Below are 20515 nucleotides of genomic sequence, written 5' to 3'. Positions count from 1 at the left end.
CAGTCGGCTCGCTGCTACGGTCGGCCAGGTGAACGACGATGTCCCGAGCCCGGGCGAGATCACCGCCGACACCCCCTTCACGCCCGACGACGACATGTATCACCAGCCGCCGAACGACGATCCGTACTGGGTCGAAACCAACTGGTGGTCCTTCAACATCCCCGAACGCCACATCGGCGGGTGGCTGCACGCGCGGTTCGACGTCAACCGCGGAGTGGTCACCTGGCGCGTGTTCGTGTGGGACCCCAGCGGCGCCGACCTCGGTCGCCTCGCCTACTACCGCACCGGCGTCGATCAGCCCATGCCGGAGCATCCCGACCTGCGGGACATCACGTTCCCGGGCGGGGGTTTCTCGGTGAAGATGGTCGAACCGCTGAAGCGCTACGAGCTCGGGTATTCCGATCCGGACAACGGTTTCGCCGTCGCGTTCGAGCACCGGGCCGTCCACCCGCCCCGCCGGTTCACCCCGGGCGAGCCACCCGCGATGTACAGCCCGCACCTGGACCAACTGGGGCACCAGGTCGGCGAGCTGGTGCTGCGCGGCGAGTCGATCACCATCGACTCCTACTCGATCAGGGACCGCACGTGGGGTCCCCGCGGTGGTCACCACATGCGGAGCCCTAAACCGGCCTACCAGCGCGGAGAGCACCGGGTGCTGCATCCGGGTGGTCCCCGATGGCGGGAGATCGAACGCGAACGCGGACGCGGCCGGATCCAGTACATCTTCGGGCACTCCGGACCGAACACCGGGTTCCTCGGCTTCGTCCGCCCCCAGGACGGGGACGCGGCGGGCTGGTCACCCCTCAACCACGGATGGCTGTTGCGGGACGGCCGGTTCGAGCGTCTCGACAAGACGGCGTCGCGGATGCGCAACTTCCGTGATCCTCGCACCGGCTGGAGCGCGCACATGGAGGTCGACCTGACGGATCTCACCGGACGCACCATGACCGCCGAAGGCTTCTCCGTGGCCCACATGTGCGAGGGCGGACGAGGCAGCAACGCGCTCATGCGATGGGAGTTCGACGGCGAGATCGGCTGGGGTGAAGACCAGGACGGCTGGACTCGGTCCCACTGGACGAAGTTGATGAACGCCCTGCGCGCGATCCGAAGCCAGGAGGCGTGAGCGAGGAGTTCGCGTCCCGGCGTCGGGACGATCACACCGACGATACGAAAGCCGCACTCCTACACGAAGTTCCGTGTACGGCCGGACTCGGACGTCAGTTGAAGAGGTCGACGACCGACTCCGAAGCGAACCGGCCCCAGAGCATCTTCTTGGCGGACGTGGCCATATGTCGCTGCCAATGCTGTTCCGCCGCATCGGCATCGCCCGCCTCGACGAGTTTGACAGTCTTGCGGAACGCCCGGATGGTGCGCTTGAACTGAACCTCGACCTCGGTCGTGTCGGTCGTGCGGGACACCACCCGTGACATGTGGGTCGAGACCACGTCACCGATGATCCGACCCAGCAGCCCGAGCGTCCGGTTGCCGGCACGCTCGAGGATGAGGTCGTGGAAGCGGAACGCCGTCGCGGACCACTCGTCGAAGTCGGCCCCTTCCGTGCCCGCGTCGACCAGGATCGCGAGCTTGTCGATGACCGCGGTGAGGTCCTTGATGTCCTCCTCGCTGCGCCGGGTCGCCAGCATTCGCACAGCAGCGGGCTCGAGCACGGTGCGCGCCTCGTAGAGGTCGGCCAGCGTCGTGCTCTCGATCTGCAACAGCAACCCGACGTACCGCGCGGCCACCGCGACGTCCGGGGACATGACCTGCACGCCACCGCGCGAACCGCGCCGCACCACGATCAGCGACTCGTTCTCCAGGATCCGGAACGCCTCGCGCAAGGTGGGACGGGAGACGTCGAACCGCTGCCCCAACACGGTTTCGGGCGGAAGCGTGTCCCCCGGCTTGAGGATGCCGCGCACGATCTGGCTACGAAGCTGCTGGGCGATCACCTCTGCGGTCTTCGGCACCTGGATCCGGTGGGGAAGTTCGTTCTCATCGACGGAGCGGTTCGACAATTTCTCTACGCCTTCCGAATTCCCTGACCAGCAAGCCGGATCAGCCTAACACCGACGGACGTCACTTCACTTCGCCGTTTCGGCACTCGATTCAACTGCACCATTGTACGGTTGAATCAGATAACTCAATTGCAAGATTGCGGGGGTGCGCGCATGGCGAGTGAGCGAGCAGGGCAGCTCTACATCGGGGGCAAATGGGTCGACGGCCGGGGCACGGAAACGCTCACGGTCGTCAATCCCGCGACCGAGGCAGTGATCGGCACCGTGCCCCAGGCCACGGCCGCCGACGTCGACGACGCGGTCCGCGCGGCGCGGACCGCCTTCGACGAGGGACCGTGGCCGCAGATGAGCCCGCGTGAACGGGCCACGGTCCTCCGGCGGATGGTCGACGAGCTCCAGCGCCGACGCGCCGAACTCGTCGACCTCAGCATCGCCGAAGCGGGATCGACCCGCACGCTCGCCGAGTTCATCCAGGTCGGCACACCGATCGACCACTTCGCCGACCTCGTCGACCGCGTGATCGGCGCCTTCCCGTTCGAGACTCCGATGCCGCCGATAGTCGGCAACGGCATCGGGCAGGGCACGGTGGTCCGGGAACCGTACGGCGTCGCCGCCCTGATCACGCCCTTCAACTTCCCGTTCTTCCTCAACGTCTTCAAGGTGGCCCCGGCACTCGCAGCCGGATGCACCGCAGTGCTCAAGTGCTCGCCGTACACCCCCTTCGAAGCACTCGTCTTCGGAGAGGTCGCCGAGGCCGCGGGTCTTCCCGACGGCGTGCTGAACATCATCACCGGCGACGTCGAGGCGGGCGCGGCACTGACCACAAATCCCGGTGTCGACATCGTCAGCTTCACCGGCAGCGACACCGTGGGCACCAAGGTCTACGGGCAGAGCGCCCAGAGCTTGAAGAAGGTCGTCCTCGAACTCGGTGGCAAGTCCGCGAACATCCTCCTCGACGACGCCGACCTCGACGACGTGATGCAGAGCGTGCTCGGCGGCTTCATCACGCATGCAGGACAGGGCTGCGCCCTGCTGACACGGATCCTGGTCCACGAGTCCCTCCACGACGAACTCGTCGCCAGGGTCAAGACGGCACTCGACTACGTCACGGTCGGCGACCCGGCCGATCCTGCGGTGACGATGGGCCCGCTGATCCGGGAGACACAGCGCCGGCGTGTGGAGGAGTTGATCCGGGTCGGCCAGGACGAGGGTGCGGAAATCGCCTACGGCGGTGGCCGTCCGGCGGGATTGGACAAGGGCTTCTTCGTCGAGCCCACCCTGTTCGTCGGCGTCGACAACTCGATGCGCATCGCGCAGACCGAGGTCTTCGGTCCTGTGGGTGTGGTCATCCCCATCCGGGACGACGAGGACGCGGTCCGAATCGCCAACGACAGCCCCTTCGGTTTGGCGGGCGGGGTGTGGTCGTCCGACCCGCTCCGCGCTCACGGCATCGCGCGTCGGCTGCGTACCGGCATGGTCGTCGTCAACGGCGGTGGTGGCGGACTGAGTCCCGACGGGCCGTTCGGCGGGTACAAGCGCAGCGGCATCGGCCGCGAGTTCGGCGCGGCGGGACTCTCGGAATTCTTGCAGCACAAGACAATCCAGTGGCCGGCCGCGCGATGACCATCACCGTCGAGCGCGCCGACGCCACGGCGCCCCCTCACCCCACTCGTACAGGAGGGAAACCAGCACGATGGTGAATTCGACAGGCAAGACGACGAGCGAGGACACGGTCGAAGCACCCGCCGCGACGACCGCGCTCGAGAGCAGCCCCGTGGGGCGCGATTCTCCCCCGATCGTCTGGCTGGCCCGGGTGGGCGCACTGATCGTCGCGCTCCAGGCCGTCATCTACATCCGGTGGATACTCTCCGACGGGTTCACGCCGACGCCGCCGGGTGCCGATCCGGTGCCGACACACACCGTCTGGATCATCAAGATCGCCGAGGGGATCTGCGTCGTCGGCACCATCGCCTCGATCGTCTGGCTGGTCCGCAAGACCCGCAGGGAAGGCCGGTTCCCCACCATCGGGGTGTTCCTGGTCGCGTGGCTGCTGGCCGCCTGGCAGGACGTCGGCGTCAACGCGGTCCGCCCGGTGTTCGGCTACAACACGGAGTTCTTCCAGATGGGTACCTGGGCCGAGTTCGTACCCGGCTGGGTGAGCAAGGGCCCGGAGACCCCGGCACCGATCCTGTACACACTCGGGGACTACTTCCTGTTCTTCCCGCTGGCCGTCCTCGGGATCAACGCACTGGTCGAGCGTGCCCGCAAACGGTGGCCCCGGCTGAACAAGGCCGGCATCGTCGCCGGGTTGCTGCTGCTGTTCCTCGTCCTGGACACCGTCGGCGAGCAACTGCTGCAGCGCCAGGGGTTGTGGACGTACTTCCGGGTCAACGAGACGTGGTCGCTCTTCACCGGCACCATCAACCAGTTCCCCCTCTACGAGAACGTCGTGTTCGGCTCGATCGTGATGGTGCTCTCGATCTGCATCTACATCTTCCGGCGCAAGGACGGCGGACTCATCTCCGACGCCGGGATCGAGCGGCTCCGGACCAAGCGGGGCGTGAGCATCATCCGCATCCTCGCGCTGACCGCGGTGATCAACGCGATCATGCTGGTGTTCAACCTCGGCTACAACCTGGTCAACCAGCACGCCGACATCACTCCGCCGTCGGTACCGAGCTATCTCCACGTGGAGATGTGTGGCGTTCCCGGCAACCCGCCCTGCCCGCCTCCCAGGTGAGCACGCACGCAACAGGGATGGACGGCACGACGGCCGGGGTGCAGTGCACCCCGGCCGTCGCCGCCTCTGACGAATCCCTACCCGGTCGCGTTCCGTCGCGTGCCGTACCGCGTCCCGGCAAGTGTTCCGACGTCGGCGGCAACGGTGTTGACGACGCCCGTGCACAGCACGTCACCGTCGAGCAGTAGCCGCGCCGTGGAGTCGATGCCGCGCTCTCCCACCGTGCGGTCGATGGTGAATTGCAGTTCCGTCGCCAGCGGCGTGGGCCGCCGGTAGGTCACCGTCAGCGATCGCGTCTTGCCCGAAACACCGACCGCGCAACTCTGGTGCTGGGTGACGGAGTCGAAGAACACCCCGAGAAATCCCCCGTGGACCAGGCCGGGCGGACCCTCGAAAGCCAGCGGGAAGGTGACACGGCCCTCGGCATGGTCCGCGTCGAGCCGGTCGAAGACGTACTCGGGAAAGCACGGGTTGAATGCACCGATGTCGTACGCGTGGTCGACGTAGACGCGGCGGGCATCGTCGGCGTCCGGACCGATTCGCGGCCGCTGGTCCGGGGGCGCCACGGATGCGAGGTCGCGCTCCCAGTCGGCGAGTCGCGCGGCCATCTCGTCCAGGACCGGGTGCGGATCCTCGAGCGACATCACGAGCCCGACGAGACGGCGCAGCGCGGGCGCGACCGCGAGCTGCTGCGGCAGGGGTTGCGCCCCATAGGAGATCCGTCCGGCCTCCACGACCCGACCCTGGTGCTCGCCCATGAATTTCCTTCCCTCCGACCCCGCCCCCCTGTTATCTTCGGACGGAGTAACGGTATCAATTACCGTAATACAAACAGTATCAATCCGGGAGCGGATGTGACCACAGCGAACCGAGATGCCTGGCCCGGCACCGGTGGTGCCGTGACCGCGCACCGCGAGGATGCCGTCCTGCACCTCACGCTGGATCGCACCGACCGTCGAAATTCGCTGAGCCAGAACATGATCGATTCCCTCGTCGATCAGCTCACGCACGCCGCCTCGGACGATACGTTGCGCGCGATCCACCTCCGCGGGGCCGGCGACGACTTCTGCGCCGGCGTCGACTGGGTTTCCCGCAACACTGACGGAACGCGCCCGCGCGCAGGCGATTTGGTTCGACGTATCCCCCACGCCGCGCACCGCGTGATCGAACTCGTGCACACCGTCCACCTCCCGGTCGTGTGCAGCGTCCGGGGCTGGGCCGCCGGCCTGGGCTGCAACCTGGCGCTCGCCGCCGATTTCACCGTCGCGGCCGACGATGCCGTGTTCTGGGAGCCGTTCGTCGCACGCGGCTTCAGCACGGACTCCGGGGCGACCTGGCTGCTGCCCCGGCTCGTCGGGATCGCCCGGGCCCGTCGCATGCTGCTGCTCGGCGAGAAGGTCCCGGGCGGTACCGCCGCCGATTGGGGCCTGATCCACGACGCGGTTCCGGCGGGCGATCTCGACACCGCGGCGGGCGAACTGCTGGACCGCCTCGCCTCCGGGCCGACCGTCGCACTGGGCCTGACGAAACAGGCACTGACGCACGCTCAGCACGCGACACTCACCGAGTCGATGAACCAGGAGCTGTTCGACCTGGAGTTGGCTTGCCGAACAAGCGATTTCAAGGAAGGCCTTGCCGCGTTCCGGCAGCGGCGCAACCCGGAGTTCGAGGGTCGATGAGGCAGGGGGCAGCCGTGGGCACCGCATTCGAGACCATCCAGCTCGACGTCGCACCCGAGGACAAGGTCGCGACGATCACCCTGAACCGGCCCGAACGTCTCAACGCGTTCGATCGGCGGATGCGCGAGGAGATGGCGCGGGCGTGGCGCCTGGTCAAGTTGGACGACGACGTCCATGCGATCGTGCTGCGAGCGGCCGGCACCCGGGCGTTCAGCGCCGGACTCGACATCAAATCGAGCTACGGGCAGCCGAACAGCGTGTGGCACCACGAGGATCCGGGTGAGCTGCTCAGCCCCAAGTGGCAGAAGATGTGGAAACCGGTCGTGTGCGCGGTGCAGGGCATGTGCACCGCCGGCGGGTTCTACTTCGTCAACGAATCCGACGTGGTGATCTGCTCGTCGGACGCCACCTTCTTCGATTCGCACGTCTCGACCGGCCTGGTGTCGGCGCTCGAGCCGATCGGACTGATGCGGCGCGTGGGTCTCGGTGAGACACTGCGGATCGCGTTGACGGGCAACGCCGAACGCGTCGGAGCCGACACTGCACTGCGGATCGGGCTGGTTTCGGAAGTGGTTGCGCCGGAATGCCTGTGGCAGCGGGCCCACGCGATCGCGGCCACCATCGCCGCGAATCCGCCCGCGGCGACGCAGGGCACCGTCAAGGCCATCTGGGAATCGCTGGACAAGCCCTATCGCGCCGCCCTCGACCACGGCCTGATCTACACCCGCCTCGGCAACCCGCTCGGCAGAGCCCAGCTCGCGGAGACCCCGGACGGCGACGGCCGGGCACCGCGGATCCGCTGATGAACACGGTCGTCACCTGCGCGAATCCACATATCGACGACCCGTGCCTGCGGTATCGTCCGAGGAACTGTACGACCGACGGTTCGCCGTTCGGGGGGACCGCAGCATCGGGCACCACGCTGCTGTAGCGCATTCGCCGGCATCCATCCGAGGAGTTGCAGTGCCACACACGAACGGGACCGAATCGGACTCGACACCAGTCGAATTCACCCTCGATCGAGCGGCGAGCATCGTCGCCGCCGCGATACCCGACCGCGAGATGATCGTGCAGGGCGACCGCAGGTTCACCTTCGCACAGGTCGACGAGCGCGCCCGACGCTTCGCGTCGTTCCTGCATTCGCAGGGACTCGGCTGTCACACCGAGCGCGCCGACCTCGCCCCGCACGAGGTCGGGCAGGATCTGTTGGGATGTCTGGCCTACAACGGCAACGAGTACATCGAGGGACTGCTCGGCGCGTTCCGCGCCCGGGTCGCGCCGTTCAACGTCAACTATCGCTACACCGGCAGCGAACTCGCTCAGCTTCTCGCCAACTCGGAGGCGACGGCGTTGCTCTATCACGCGGCGTTCGCCCCGACGGTCGCGGCGGTGCGGTCGAGCCTGCCGTCGCTGCGCGTGTTGATCCAGATCGCCGACGGCTCGGGCAACGAACTGCTCGACGGCGCCGTCGACTACGAGACCGTGCTTGCCGAAAGTTCCCCCGAACCGCTGCCGATACGATCCACCCCCGACGACCTGTACGTCCTCTACACCGGCGGCACGACCGGCATGCCCAAGGGTGTGCTGTGGCGTCAGCACGACATCCTCATGGCCGGCTGCGGCGGCAGGAACATCTACAACGGAGAACTCGTCGACTCCTACGAGCGCATCGCCGCGAACGCGGTCGCGAATCCGGGGCTGCGGATGATGATCCTGCCGCCGCTGATGCACGGGGCCGCGCAGTGGGCCGCGTTGACCGCGGCCCTCACCGGACAGACGGTGATCTTCTCGACGGTGCCGGATCATCTGGACGGTCCCGAGGTGGTCCGCACGATCGAACGGGAGAAGGTCGCCGTCGTGACCGTGGTCGGCGACGCGATGGCACGACCGCTCGCCGCCGCGATCGAGGACGGCGACGCCGACGTGTCGTCGCTGGTCCTCGTCGGGAACGGGGGCGCGGTGCTGAGTCCGACCGCCAAGGAACGTCTCATCGCGGCGATGCCGGGCGTCGTGGTGCTCGACGGCGTCGGGTCGTCCGAAACCGGCGCGCAGATGCAGCACACGTCCATGACCGGTGCCGTGGCGACGGGCACGTTCCGCGGCGGCCCCGACACCTGCGTCGTCGCCGAGGATCTCGACGGTGTCCTCGAGCCCGGCCACGACGGCATCGGCTGGCTCGCGCAGCGGGGGTTCGCACCGCTGGGTTACAAGGGCGATGCCGCCAAGACGGCGGCGACCTTCCCCGTCATCGGGTCGATCCGGTACGCCCTGCCGGGTGATCGTGCCCGTCACCTGGCGGACGGCAGCATCGAACTACTCGGCCGCGACTCGGCGACCATCAACTCCGGCGGGGAGAAGATCTTCGCCGAGGAGGTCGAACTCGCGATCGTCTCCCATCCCGACGTCGTCGACGTCGTGGTCGCGGCGCGCCCGAGTGAACGGTGGGGACAAGAGGTGGTCGCGATCGTCGTACCCGCCGAGGACGCCGAACTCGACGCCGCCGGCGTCATCGAGCACGCCGCGCGGTCGATCGCCCGGTACAAGTTGCCGAAGGCCGTCGTGTTCCGTTCCGAGATCGCCCGCAGCCCGGCCGGGAAGGCCGACTACCGGTGGGCGCGCGCACAGGCGGTGGCGGACGATGCGCGCACCGTCGACGACACGAACACCGCACGAGAGTCGGTGAGGTAGCGCGCTTCCCGCCCACATCCGGGCTGTCGTGGTCACAATGATCCGGACACGCGGCAGCGCCGGAGGGAGTGTGCATGGACATCGCCGAGGTGATGGACACGGTCGGCTCGGTCATCGACGTGGTCGGGGTGGCCGTCATCGTCGTCGGTGCACTCGTGTCCAGCTGGATCGCGTACGACACCCGCCGGCGCACACCCCGAGCACCGATCTACGTCGCGTATCGCCGCAATCTGGGCCGGTCGATCCTGCTGGGTCTCGAATTCCTGGTGGCGGCCGACATCATCAAGACCGTCGCCGTCACCCCCACGTTCACGTCCGTCGGGGTGCTGGCGATCATCGTGCTGATCCGCACGTTCCTGAGCTGGTCCCTGCAACTCGAGATCGACGGCCGCTGGCCGTGGCAGAAACCCGTCTCGGACGATGCCGCGGGCCCGAGGACCCCGCTATCGTCGTGAGACTCCCTACAGGCCGACGGCCTTCGCCATCTCGTCGCGCGGTGCGGGACGGCCCGTGAACTGTTCGACCTGACCGAACGCCTGGTGCAGCAGCATGTACAAGCCGGACACGACGACGCTGCCCCGGGCCTGCGCCGCCGACGCGAGCGGCGTGGGCCACGGGTCGTAGATCGCGTCGAGGATGAACGGGGCGCGCGCCAGAACGTCGGCGAACGGTGCGGCCCCCGCGGCCGGGACGGTCGACACCAGGGCCCCCGCCTCGGCACACACGTCGCCGAGGCCCGGATCGTCGAATGCGACCCACCGCGGCGTGACCCCGACAGCTTCGGCGCAGTCGAACGTCTCGGTGGCGCGAGCCTCCGACCGGGCGACGACGGTGATCTCCCGAACGCCGAGGGACGCCAGTCCGACGATGGCCGGCCGGGACGTTCCGCCGTTGCCGACGACGACAGCGGAACGGCCGGTGAGGTCGGTGACGCCGATCGTGCCGAGCGCGCCGGTCACGCCGTCGACGTCGGTGCAGTCGGCACGCCAACCGCTCTGGGTGCGGACGAGGGTGTTCGCCGAGCCGATGGTCACCGCTCGGTCGGTGCGTTCGTCGGCGTAGGCCAATGCCGCGAACTTCCCGGGCATCGTGACCGACAGGCCGACCCATTCCGGGCCCAGCGAGTCGACGAATGCGGGAAGCTGCTCGCCGGTGCACTCGATCCGGTCGTACGTCCAGTCGGTCAGGCCCAAGGCCCGATAGGCGGCCAGGTGCAGCAGCGGCGACTTCGAATGCTGGATCGGGCTGCCGAGGACCGCGGCCTTGCGCGCACCGGTCGGGTTGTCATCTACCACTGTCGAGAATTCCGCTTTCCAAGGCTCGTTCGGTGTTCACGAGGTGCTCCTCGTAGTTGTCGGCGAACAGGGTCGTGCCCTGCGCGTCGATGGTCACGAAGTAGATCCAGTCGCCCGGCTCCGGGTTCTCCACGGCCTGCAACGCACCGATGCTCGGCGACGAGATCGGCGTCGCCGGCAGGCCGGGGCTCGCGTAGGTGTTCCACGGAGTCACCCGTTCCCGGTCCGCATCGGTCGTGGCCAGTTCGGTTTCGTCGAGCGAGTAGTTGACCGTCGAGTCGAACTGCAACGGCATGTCGATCGCGAGCCGGTTGAGGATCACTCGCGCGACCTTCGTGAAATCCGGAGGGAGCGCTTCACGTTCGACGAGGGACGCCGCGACCAGCAGTTCGTAGGGCGACAGACCGGCCTTGGCGGCGGCCTCGGCGATCCCCGTGCGGTCGTACTGCTCGGCGCTGGCCGACACGAGCTTGGCGAGCACCTCGGTGGCGCTGGCGGACGGATCGAAATCCCAGCTTCCCGCCGCGATGAGCCCTTCGAGCTGCCGATCACGGTCCGGCACACCGGTGACCGCCTGGCGTGCCCACGCGGGAACTCCGAGCGCGGCGAGATCGGTGCTCGCCCCGGCCTGGTTGAGTTCGTCGTAGGTCAGGCAGTGGGAGGCTCCGCTGTCCTCGTAGCAACTCGCTTCCGCGATCAGCGTGTAGATCCCCTTGCGGACCGCGCCCGTGTTGACGTCGCGAATGTCGTGCAGCTGGCGGCCTTCGGACACGACCAGCGCACCGACCCGGGAAGTCGGATCGACGAGTTCGGCGACGGCCTCGACAGCCGGGAGGTTCGTCGCGAGAGCGTAGAAGCCCGGTTGCAGCGAGTTCATCCCGGTGTTCTGCACGGCAGCATTGAAGAACGCGGACGCGCTGGCGACGACGCCCTTCTCGGCGAGTTCGACGGCGATGTCGTCGGCGGTTTCACCCGAGCGGACCTGCACGATGACGGCCGGGCCGGCGGGGCCGGTGAAGTCCGGGGGCAGGTCGGGGCCGACGATCTTCTTGTACACGAAGAAGCCGCCGCCGACGGCGAGGACGAGCAGCAGCGCCACGGCGAGCGAACCGATGACCCGCCCGCGCTTCTTCCGTGCGCCGGCCTCCCGTTCGTGTGCGCGCCGCGCCGGGGACACGCCCACCGCGGCCGGTTCGGCGCGCTCGGCGTCGGGCCACGGCGCGGAATCGGTCTCATGCGCCGCGAATGGGTGATCGTCGTCGTAAGGGACGTGATCGCCGGAGGTCCCAGTTTCCGGGTAGCTGTCGGTTCGATCGGCGTAGCGGTAGCCACCGACGTACTCGTCGTCGTAGCCGTCGCCCCTGTAGTCGTAGTCGTACCCGTCACCGCTGTAGTCGGCCTCGGCGGTGCCGACCTGATAGCCACCGTCGGCGGTGCCGACCTGATAGCCACCGTCGGCGGTGCCGACCTGATAGCCAGCGTCGGCCGAACCGGCCGCATAACCACCGTCGGCCGAACCGGCCGCATAACCACCGTCGGAGGTACCGAACGCGTAACCACCCTCAGCGGCGTAGCCGCCATCGGCGGCGCCGACCTGGTATCTACCGTCGGCGCCGACCTGGTAACCAGCGTCGGCGCTCCCGGTGCTCGGCGGCGGGCCGTCGAACACACCCTCCTCGAAGTGCAGAACCGTCGTCGGTTCGTCGTCGGGGCGTGTTTTCGGTCGGAGCTCCTGCTCCGGCTCCGAGCGGATCCTGTCGAAGGCGCCACCGACCTTCCGGCGACCGTCCACAGGTTCGTCCCCGAAACCGTCACCGAAGAAATGCTGCTGTGTTGCCTCGTTGTCGTCGTCGGACCGTCCGGTCACCGGCCACCCCCCTGGTCGCCGTCCTCGGCCACGTTCAAAGCTGCACTCCGCTCGTCCAACCAACCCTGCAAGATGGCGACGGCCGCGGCCTGGTCGATGACCGGCCGTGCACCGCGCGCGCTGACTCCGCTTTCGCGGAGGGCTCGCGCCGCAGTGACCGTGGTGAAGCGTTCGTCGGCCATCCGTACGGGAACGTCGGGAAGTTGCCGCCGAAGCCGGCGCGCGAAGTCGCTCGCCAGTTTCGCAGCCTTGCCGGGCTCACCGCGCAGCGTCTGCGGCAGACCGACGATAACCTCAACGGCTTCGTATTCCATAACGATTTGGATAATGCGCCGGATGTCGGGCGCGTCGGGCCCGCGGTCCTTGGACCGCGGGACCGTCTCCACCGGAGTCGCGAGGATGCAGTCGGGGTCGCTCGAGGCGACCCCGATCCGGACGCTGCCCACATCGATGCCGATGCGGCGGCCGCGTCCGGGGTCGTCGTCGCCCGGGCGATCCGGGCCGGCGACTGCCGCCACGGTCAGCCGGCCAGCTCGCGCAGTCGCGCCCGGAATGCTTCGAGCGCCGCGGGGATTCCGGAGGCATCCGAACCCGAGCCCTGGGCCATGTCCGGCTTGCCGCCGCCGCGGCCGCCGATCGCCGGTCCGAAGCTCGACACCAGCTCGCCGGCCTTGATGCCCTTCTCCTGGGCCGCCTTGGTGGTGGCGACCACGAACGGAACCTTGCCGTCGGCGCTGCCGAGCAGCAGCACGACAGCGGGTTCGCTGCCGAGGCGACCACGCACGTCCGTGGCGAGGCTGCGCAGGTCGTTGCCCGCGACGCCCTCGGGTGCCGCTTCGGCGATGACCAGGACATCTCCGATCCGCTGGGCCTTCTCGGCGAAGGTGCCGGCCGACGCGAGGACCGCGGCGGCGCGGGTCTTCTCGAGTTCCTTCTCGGCGACCTTGAGACGCTCGATGAGCGATTCGACGCGGCCGGGCACTTCTTCGGACGGCACCTTCAGGGTCGAGGACAGTCCGGCGAGCAGTGCGCGTTCCTTCGCGAGGTGCCGGTAGGAATCGAGACCGACGTAGGCCTCGACGCGACGGACGCCGGAGCCGACGGACTGCTCCCCGAGGAGGGTGACGGTGCCGACGTGCGACGAGTGCTGCACGTGGGTGCCACCGCACAGTTCCATCGAGAACGGTCCGCCGATCTCGACGACGCGCACTTCGTCGCCGTAGTTCTCGCCGAACAGCGCCATCGCGCCCATCTTCTTGGCCTTGTCCAGGTCCGTGACGAAGGTGTTCACCGGGAAGTTCGCGACCACGGCCTCGTTGGTGACGGCCTCGATGTCCTGCTTCTGCTGCTCCGACAGGGCGCCCGGCCAGGAGAAGTCGAAGCGCAGGTAGCCGGGCTTGTTCAGCGAGCCGGCCTGCACGGCGTTGGGGCCGAGAACCTGCCGCAGCGCCGCGTGCACCAGGTGCGTGCCGGAGTGGCCCTGGGTGGCACCCTTCCGCCAATCGGGGTCGACCTGCACGAGGACGGTGTCGCCCTCGGTGACCTGACCTTCGAGCACCGTGACCTTGTGCACCCACAGCTGCTTCGCGATCTTCTGCACGTCGTTGACCTTGATGCGCAGTCCGGTCGCGGTGATGGTGCCGATGTCGGCGATCTGGCCGCCGGCTTCGGCGTAGAGCGGGCTGCGGTCGAGAATCAGCTCGACGTCCTGACCTGCCTGCGCGGCGTGGAGGCGTTCGCCGCCGGTGATGACGGCGAGCACGTTCGCCTCGGACACCAGTTCGGAGAATCCGGTGAACTCGGTCGGTCCGCGGTCGAGCAGTTCCTTGTACACGGTGAGGTCGGCGTGCGCGTGCTTGCGGGCACGGGCGTCGTCCTTGGCGCGCTGGCGCTGCTCGGCCATGAGCGACCGGAAGCCCTCTTCGTCGACGGACAGGCCGGCCTCGGACGCCATCTCCAGCGTCAGGTCGATCGGGAACCCGTAGGTGTCGTGCAGCGTGAACGCCTCGGCCCCGCCCAGCACGGTCCGACCTTCGGACTTGACCGCATCGACGGCACCCTCGAACAGCTTCGAGCCGGTGTCGAGGGTCTTGAGGAACGCCGTCTCCTCACCGACCGCGACCGTTTCGATACGCGAGAAGTCGGTGGCCAGCTCCGGGTAGGACGGGGCCATCGTGTCGCGCACGACAGCCATGAACTGCGCCATCGTCGGAGAGGTCGCGCCGAGCAGGCGCGCCGAGCGCACGATGCGGCGCAGCAGCCGGCGCAGCACGTAGCCGCGGCCGTCGTTGCCGGGGTTGACGCCGTCGACGATGAGCATCGCGGCAGTACGAGCGTGGTCGGCGATGACCCGGAATCGCACGTCGGAGGCGTGCTCGGCGCCGTAGCGGCTGCCGGTCAGTTCCTCTGCCTTGTCGATGACGGGACGGAGCAGATCGGTCTCGTAGACGTTCTCGACGCCCTGCAGCAGGAAGGCGACGCGCTCGACGCCCATGCCGGTGTCGATGTTCTTCTTCGGCAGCGGCCCGAGGATCGGGTAGTCCTCCTTGGCACCGCCCTCGCCGCGCTCGTTCTGCATGAACACGAGATTCCAGATCTCGATGTAGCGGTCCTCGTCGGTTTCCGGGCCGCCCTCGACACCGTATTCCGGGCCGCGGTCGTAGAAGATCTCCGAGCACGGGCCGCACGGGCCGGGGATGCCCATGGACCAGTAGTTGTCCTTCATGCCGCGCCGCTGGATGCGTTCCTCGGGCACACCGACCTCGTCGCGCCAGATACCGAACGCCTCGTCGTCGTCGAGGTACACCGTGGCCCAGAGCTTCTCCGGGTCGATGCCGTAGCCGCCCTCCTCGACGGACCCGGTGAGCAACGACCAGGCGTGCTTGATCGCCTCGCGCTTGAAGTAGTCGCCGAAGGAGAAGTTGCCCGCCATCTGGAAGAACGTGTTGTGGCGGGTGGTGATGCCCACCTCTTCGATGTCGAGGGTGCGCACACACTTCTGCACCGACGTGGCCCGCGGGAACGGCGGGGTCTGCTGACCGAGGAAGTACGGGACGAAGGGGACCATGCCCGCGTTGACGAACAGCAGATTCGGGTCGGCGAGGATCAGCGAGGCGCTGGGCACTTCGGTGTGGCCGGCCTTCACGAAGTGGTCGAGAAAGCGCCTGCGGATCTCGTGGGTCTGCACGTCATGGTCCTTCGGGGTCTGGCGGTGTGGTGTGTGCCCGCGGTAGGGCTGCCGACTCCGACGAATCGGCCATCGTTCAGCTTATCGCGACTTCCGAAGGCGGCGTCGGTCCCCTCTCACCGGGACCGCCTTTTCCACGGTGAGGCCAGCTCTCTATCCTTTCGGGCAAGAGAGACATAACGGACTCTCGGTGCCGAAGATTGGAGCATCAGTGTCTGGACAGAACGCGAACGGCACGGACACGTGTGACACGGACAGGGGGTCGCCGAGCGGGCCCGCACCCTCGCGGACGCACTCGCCGCCTCGCTCGACACGTTGTTCGACCACATCGAGACGACCCGGCGCATCCCGGAGCAGGAACTGCAGCGGCTCACCGAGATCGTGGCAGGCTGGAACGACACCGTAGCGCAGCTCGACGTCGCCGCCCGGCCCGCGGGCGTGACCGCCCTCTAGCCACGCACGATGCGCCGCAGCTTCGGCACCCGCGTTCCCAGTTCCCGTTCCGCGCCGTGCGCGGTGGGCTTGTAGTAGTCCACGCCCACGAGTTCGTCCGGCGGATACTGCTGCGCCAGGACCCCGTCGGGATGATCGTGCGGATAGCGGTAGCCGATCGCGTTGCCCAGCCCCTGCGCCCCCTTGTAGTGGCCGTCGCGCAGGTGCGGCGGCACCGGCCCGGCCCGGCCCGCCTTCACATCCGCGATCGCCGCGCCGAGCGCCGCGGTCACGGCCCCAGACTTCGGTGCCGTCGCGATGTGGATCGTGGCCTGCGCCAGGGCGAGCTGCGCCTCGGGCATTCCGACCTGCTGCACGACCTGCGCGGCAGCGACCGCGGTCTGCAGGGCGGTCGGATCCGCCATACCCACCTCTTCACTCGCCTGGATCATCAGCCGCCGCGCGATGAACCGGGGGTCCTCCCCCGCGACGATCATCCGCGCCAGATAGTGCAGTGCCGCGTCGACGTCCGAGCCGCGCAGCGACTTGATGAAGGCGCTGGCCACGTCGTAGTGCTGGTCGCCGTCGCGGTCGTAGCGGACCGCGGCCTTGTCGATGCTCGATTCGACGGTCGGCAGATCGATGACCGCGTCGCCGCCGGCAGCCCGATCCACCGCCGTCTCGGCCGACGCCTCGAGTGCCGTCAGCGCCCGCCGAGCGTCACCGCCGGCGAGCCGCACCAGGTGATCGAGCGCATCGTCGGTGATCGCGACCGTGTCGGCGAGCCCGCGCGGATCGGTGCGGGCCCGTTCGAGCAGGGCGCGGATGTCCTCGGGCGAGAGCGGCTGCAACTGCAGCACCAGCGACCGCGACAGCAGCGGCGCGACCACAGAGAACGACGGGTTCTCGGTGGTGGCCGCGACGAGCAGCACGATGCGGTTCTCGACGGCGGCCAGCAGGGCGTCCTGCTGGGTCTTCGAGAACCGGTGGACCTCGTCGATGAACAGCACGGTCTGCTCGCCCTGGGCAAGCCGACGCCTCGCGAGTTCGATCACGCCGCGCACGTCCTTGACGCCGGCGGAGAGCGCGGACAACGCCTCGAATCTGCGGCCGGTGGCCCCGGAGATCAGCGAGGCGAGCGTGGTCTTGCCGGTGCCGGGCGGCCCGTAGAGCACGACGGACGCCGCGCCCGAACCCTCCACCAGCCGTCGTAGCGGCGCCCCCGGCGCGAGCAGGTGCTGTTGCCCGACGACCTCGTCGAGATTGCGCGGGCGCATCCGGGCCGCGAGCGGTGCGCCCGGGCCGCTGGGCCCGAGGTTCGCGCGGCGGATCGACGGCTCGGGTTCCGGTTCCGGCGCCGTCGGCGCCTCGAACAGGGCATCCGGAGAAGCGGCAGGATCGTCCGCCCCGAAAAGATCACTCACGCCCACGACGCTACAAGGCCCGGCGGACACGCGGCACGGGCCGCCACCGCGCGTGAACATCGGGGATACCCGTGTGTCGGTCTTTACCTCGACCCGAGGGTGTGGTCGGATCGGCCGGTGCCCCCTACTTCGCCAGGCCCGCGGGTTCCCAGGCGGGTCGTGCTGCGTTCCGGCGCGATCGCCGTCGGCGTCGCCGCCTTCGGGACGTCCGTTCCCGCGTCGGCAGTCCCGGCCGCGTTCGCGCACGGCATCGCCTCCGGAGATCCGCTTCCCGACCGGGTGATCCTGTGGACCCGGGTCACCCCGTCCCCCGAGGCGACGCCCGGCTCCGGGCTGGGCCCGGACACCGCGGTGCGCTGGGAAGTCGCGTCCGACGAGAGTTTCCGCGAGGTGACCGCGTCCGGCACGGTCACCGCGACCGCGGCGGACGACCACACCGTGAAGGTCGACGCGACCGGTCTCGACCCGGACACCACCTATTTCTATCGGTTCACCGTGCTCGGATCCGGTGCGGTCTCCCCGATCGGGCGGACCCGCACGGCTCCCGGCGACGACACCAGCCCCGATCGGCTCCGGTTCGGTGTCGTCTCGTGCGCGAATTGGGAGGACGGCTACTTCTCCGCGTACCGGCACCTCGCGGCCCGCACGGATCTCGACGCGATCGTGCACCTCGGCGACTATCTGTACGAGTACGCGACCGGCGAGTTCGCGCCGCGCAGCGGGCCGGTGCGACGCCATGCGCCGCTGCACGAGACCGTCACGCTCACCGACTACCGCATCCGGCACGGCGAGTACAAGACCGATCCGGACGTTCAGGCGCTGCACGCGCGGCTGCCGTGGATCGTCACGTGGGACGATCACGAATCCGCGGACAATGCCTGGTCCGGCGGCGCCGAGAACCACGAGCCCGCGATCGAGGGTTCCTGGGCCGATCGCATCGCCGCGTCCCGCCGCGCGTACCTGGAATGGATGCCGGTGCGGACCTCGGGCGCGGACCCGCGGTTGTATCGGCGGCTGCGGTTCGGTGACCTGGCGGAGCTGTCGATGCTGGATCTGCGCAGCTACCGATCCGCGCAGGCCCACTTCGGTTCGGGCGTGCGGGCGGTCGACGACCCGGCCCGCACGATCACCGGTGCCGAGCAGATGGCCTGGCTGACCGCCGGGATCACCAGCTCCCCCACGCGCTGGCAGCTCGTCGGCAATCCGGTGATGTTCTCACCGCTGCTGGTGCCACCACTCGATGCGCACACGACGGCTGCGTTGACCGAGCTCCTGGGCGTCCCCTCGACCGGAGTTCCCGTCAACCTGGACCAGTGGGACGGATACGCCGCCGACCGCCGTCGGGTGCTCGACGCGATCACCGCGGCCGGGCGCCGCAACGTCGTGTTCCTCACCGGTGACATTCACACGTCGTGGGCGTGCGACGTCCCGGTCGATCCGGCCGCCTATCCGGCGGCGGGCACCGTCGCGACCGAACTGGTCGTCACGTCGGTGACCTCGCAGAACATCGACGATCTTCTCGGCATCCCGCCGCGCACGTCCTCTCCCGGCATCGAGTCGGCGATCCGCGAGCTCAACCGTCACGTGCGCTATGTGGAACTCGACTCGCACGGTTTCGCGGTCCTCGACGTCACGCCCGACGCCGTGCAGATGGACTGGATGTACGTGCTGGATCGGGCGGATCCGGCGACCCCTGCGCGGTACGGCGCGAGCATGCGGGTGGCCGCCGGGTCGGCTCGCGTCGAGCCGGCGGCCCCACTGGGCGATGTCGTGCGCTGACGAGCGCCTGACGTACGTGCCTGTCTAGACGTCCTCGCGACGACCCCGGATGCACGCCGACACGTCGTTCGCGTGCTCGGCGACGGCGTCGTGTCCGGTAGCGGCGGCGAAACCGGCGAGCAGCGACCACCGCGCCTCGAGCGCATCGAGCCGGTGCACCGACAGCTGGTGTGTCCGCACCGACGCGATCCGGGCGTGGTCCTCGGGGAGGTACAGCTCGGTGCTCAGCCACACGCAGGCGAGCTGCGCGTCGAGCAGACGCGTGACGAACACTTCGTCGAACGCCAGCTGCGGCCACATCGCCACGACCTCGGCGCGCCACGCGTCCGCCATCGCCCGGACCCGGTCGGGGGTCAGCGGTGCGGTGCACAGGCAGGCGGGGAACGAGGTGAGCGCGTAGGCGATGTCGAGGGTGGCGTCCCGGAAGCCGCCCCACTCGTAGTCGAGGAACTGCACGCCGTCGTCGCCGACGACGATGTTGTCGGGGCACAGCTCCGACGGGCTGAAGGCCCGGAACCGTCCGCCGGTGAACAGGTTGGCGGCCCGGTCCGCACGGTCGAGCACGGACTGCGGGACGGTGAGCCCGAAGTCGCGGGCGAGCAGGTCGGGCACCGCGCGGATGGCCTGCACCGCCTGCTGGGCCATCACGTCCGCGGCATTGCCGATGTCGGCGCGGCGCAGCAGCGCAGCGAAGTCCTCTTCGCGGCCGACGGTCGCGGCGTGCATGCGGCCGAGGGCCTGCGCCAGGGCCATCAGGGTGTTGCCGACGGTGTCGGCGTCGCCGCTGCGCAGCAGCGAGGCGAGCGGGGTCGCGTCGCCGAGGTCACTGAGAACGAGCAGGCGGGTTTCGAAATCGTAGGCGAGCAGTTCGGCACCGGGCCGGTTGTCCTTCGCGAGGGCGGTCGCGAACTGGTAGGACACCGCCTCACGCAGGAACGCGACCTCTTCGTCGGTTTCGGCGCCGCGGAAGTCGACGTGTCCGATACCGCGGGTGCGCGGCAGTTGCTTGAGGACCAGGGTCCGGGGAAGCGAGAAGGGGTTGGCCGCGACTCGCACGCGGAGGACGGTGGAGAGGCCGCTGCCACCCAGGTCCACGGGGTCGGCGAGGGTCACCGGCGCACCGGTGCGCCGGGTGAGCAGCTTCTCCGCCGCCTGAACAACCTCTGAAATGGGGTCTGCCAATGTTGCAGTCATCGCCTCACAATCTACCTGGTGTGAGGCTCGGGCAGGTCCTGCAGAAGTCTCGATCCGACTAGGACCTTGGGTTCGAAGGACACGGAACGGACGCACGATTCCGCAGGTCCGTCACGGTCGACGCTCCGGCGGGCGGAACGGCGGATCCGGCCGGGCGAGGTCCGGATCGCCCGGGTCCGTGGGGGGTGGGGGGCGGACCTCGTCAACCCCCCGTC

Annotated in this window: 17 protein-coding genes; 9 read left to right on the top strand and 8 right to left on the bottom strand. The window is 68.8% G+C overall.

Annotated features, from left to right (window positions below; all coding sequences use genetic code 11):
- Positions 1 to 28 precede the first annotated feature (28 nt).
- Positions 29 to 1123 carry a DUF7065 domain-containing protein gene (locus ACWDUD_RS22195; protein WP_231611384.1) on the top strand — a complete coding sequence of 365 codons (1095 nt, stop codon included), beginning with the start codon at positions 29 to 31 and terminating at the stop codon, positions 1121 to 1123.
- 94 nt (positions 1124 to 1217) lie between these two features.
- Here the strand turns inward: ACWDUD_RS22195 and ACWDUD_RS22190 are convergent, their stop codons facing one another.
- Positions 1218 to 1967: a FadR/GntR family transcriptional regulator gene (locus tag ACWDUD_RS22190; RefSeq protein ID WP_248674420.1), complete on the bottom strand. Its 750-nt coding sequence runs from the start codon at positions 1965 to 1967 to the stop codon at positions 1218 to 1220.
- Positions 1968 to 2168: 201 nt separating this feature from the next.
- On the opposite strand from ACWDUD_RS22190, the gene ACWDUD_RS22185 reads away from it, so the two are divergent.
- Positions 2169 to 3638: an aldehyde dehydrogenase family protein gene (locus tag ACWDUD_RS22185; RefSeq protein ID WP_450110684.1), complete on the top strand. Its 1470-nt coding sequence runs from the start codon at positions 2169 to 2171 to the stop codon at positions 3636 to 3638.
- Between the two features lie 70 nt (positions 3639 to 3708).
- Positions 3709 to 4755 (top strand): spirocyclase AveC family protein, encoded by a 1047-nt coding sequence (locus ACWDUD_RS22180; protein ID WP_450110683.1) that lies wholly within the window; start codon positions 3709 to 3711, stop codon positions 4753 to 4755.
- Positions 4756 to 4832: 77 nt separating this feature from the next.
- On the opposite strand, the gene ACWDUD_RS22175 is transcribed toward ACWDUD_RS22180, so the two are convergent.
- A complete protein-coding gene (locus ACWDUD_RS22175) occupies positions 4833 to 5513 on the bottom strand; it encodes a hypothetical protein (RefSeq protein ID WP_450110682.1) in 681 nt (226 codons plus the stop codon).
- A gap of 78 nt (positions 5514 to 5591) precedes the next feature.
- Here ACWDUD_RS22175 and ACWDUD_RS22170 point away from each other — a divergent pair, with 78 nt between their 5' ends.
- The 4 genes from ACWDUD_RS22170 to ACWDUD_RS22155 all read left to right on the top strand — a co-directional run bounded on the left by ACWDUD_RS22170 (position 5592) and on the right by ACWDUD_RS22155 (position 9577).
- A complete protein-coding gene (locus ACWDUD_RS22170) occupies positions 5592 to 6434 on the top strand; it encodes an enoyl-CoA hydratase/isomerase family protein (protein ID WP_450110711.1) in 843 nt (280 codons plus the stop codon).
- 14 nt (positions 6435 to 6448) lie between these two features.
- Positions 6449 to 7237 carry an enoyl-CoA hydratase/isomerase family protein gene (locus ACWDUD_RS22165; protein ID WP_450110681.1) on the top strand — a complete coding sequence of 263 codons (789 nt, stop codon included), beginning with the start codon at positions 6449 to 6451 and terminating at the stop codon, positions 7235 to 7237.
- A gap of 160 nt (positions 7238 to 7397) precedes the next feature.
- Positions 7398 to 9122: an acyl-CoA synthetase gene (locus tag ACWDUD_RS22160; protein WP_450110680.1), complete on the top strand. Its 1725-nt coding sequence runs from the start codon at positions 7398 to 7400 to the stop codon at positions 9120 to 9122.
- Positions 9123 to 9196: 74 nt separating this feature from the next.
- On the top strand, positions 9197 to 9577 hold the full coding sequence (locus tag ACWDUD_RS22155; protein WP_450110679.1) for a DUF1622 domain-containing protein: 381 nt from the start codon (positions 9197 to 9199) through the stop codon (positions 9575 to 9577).
- A gap of 6 nt (positions 9578 to 9583) precedes the next feature.
- Here the strand turns inward: ACWDUD_RS22155 and ACWDUD_RS22150 are convergent, their stop codons facing one another.
- From ACWDUD_RS22150 to alaS, 4 genes are read right to left on the bottom strand one after another with little or no spacing between them, the layout of a single operon-like run.
- Complete coding sequence (locus ACWDUD_RS22150) at positions 9584 to 10417, bottom strand: shikimate dehydrogenase (protein ID WP_450110678.1); 834 nt, start codon at positions 10415 to 10417, stop codon at positions 9584 to 9586.
- A complete protein-coding gene (gene mltG, locus ACWDUD_RS22145) occupies positions 10407 to 12284 on the bottom strand; it encodes an endolytic transglycosylase MltG (protein ID WP_450110677.1) in 1878 nt (625 codons plus the stop codon). The genes ACWDUD_RS22150 and mltG overlap by 11 nt, the downstream gene beginning before the upstream one ends.
- Positions 12281 to 12802, bottom strand: coding sequence for a Holliday junction resolvase RuvX (gene ruvX, locus ACWDUD_RS22140; protein WP_197255797.1), 522 nt, complete (start codon positions 12800 to 12802; stop codon positions 12281 to 12283). Before ruvX ends, mltG begins: the two co-directional genes overlap by 4 nt.
- Before the next feature lie 2 nt (positions 12803 to 12804).
- Positions 12805 to 15471, bottom strand: a complete 2667-nt coding sequence (gene alaS / locus ACWDUD_RS22135) for an alanine--tRNA ligase (RefSeq protein WP_450110676.1) — start codon at positions 15469 to 15471, stop codon at positions 12805 to 12807.
- Between the two features lie 315 nt (positions 15472 to 15786).
- Here alaS and ACWDUD_RS22130 point away from each other — a divergent pair, with 315 nt between their 5' ends.
- The gene (locus ACWDUD_RS22130) at positions 15787 to 15924 is read left to right on the top strand and encodes a hypothetical protein (protein ID WP_450110675.1); all 138 of its coding nucleotides are present in this window, start codon (positions 15787 to 15789) and stop codon (positions 15922 to 15924) included.
- Here ACWDUD_RS22130 and ACWDUD_RS22125 read toward each other — a convergent pair.
- On the bottom strand, positions 15921 to 17327 hold the full coding sequence (locus ACWDUD_RS22125) for a replication-associated recombination protein A (protein WP_450110674.1): 1407 nt from the start codon (positions 17325 to 17327) through the stop codon (positions 15921 to 15923). The genes ACWDUD_RS22130 and ACWDUD_RS22125 overlap by 4 nt on opposite strands.
- A gap of 159 nt (positions 17328 to 17486) precedes the next feature.
- Between ACWDUD_RS22125 and ACWDUD_RS22120 the strand changes: the two genes are divergently transcribed.
- Positions 17487 to 19106 carry an alkaline phosphatase D family protein gene (locus ACWDUD_RS22120; protein ID WP_450110673.1) on the top strand — a complete coding sequence of 540 codons (1620 nt, stop codon included), beginning with the start codon at positions 17487 to 17489 and terminating at the stop codon, positions 19104 to 19106.
- A 24-nt stretch (positions 19107 to 19130) separates the two neighbouring features.
- Here the strand turns inward: ACWDUD_RS22120 and ACWDUD_RS22115 are convergent, their stop codons facing one another.
- Complete coding sequence (locus ACWDUD_RS22115) at positions 19131 to 20300, bottom strand: kinase (protein ID WP_450110672.1); 1170 nt, start codon at positions 20298 to 20300, stop codon at positions 19131 to 19133.
- Positions 20301 to 20515 lie beyond the last annotated feature (215 nt).

The sequence above is a fragment of the Rhodococcus sp. NPDC003382 genome, from assembly GCF_053589135.1.
The sequence above is the reverse complement of the archived record's forward strand: the minus strand, read 5'-3'. Positions and strand labels throughout refer to the sequence as shown.

Excerpts from the sequence above, each read along its gene's own strand:
- ACWDUD_RS22185 (WP_450110684.1), top strand. The coding sequence starts at position 2,169 with ATGGCGAGTGAGCGAGCAGGGCAGCTCTACATCGGGGGCAAATGGGTC.
- ACWDUD_RS22180 (WP_450110683.1), top strand. The coding sequence starts at position 3,709 with ATGGTGAATTCGACAGGCAAGACGACGAGCGAGGACACGGTCGAAGCA.
- ACWDUD_RS22175 (WP_450110682.1), bottom strand. The coding sequence starts at position 5,513 with ATGGGCGAGCACCAGGGTCGGGTCGTGGAGGCCGGACGGATCTCCTAT.
- ACWDUD_RS22155 (WP_450110679.1), top strand. The coding sequence starts at position 9,197 with ATGGACATCGCCGAGGTGATGGACACGGTCGGCTCGGTCATCGACGTG.
- ACWDUD_RS22115 (WP_450110672.1), bottom strand. The coding sequence starts at position 20,300 with ATGACTGCAACATTGGCAGACCCCATTTCAGAGGTTGTTCAGGCGGCG.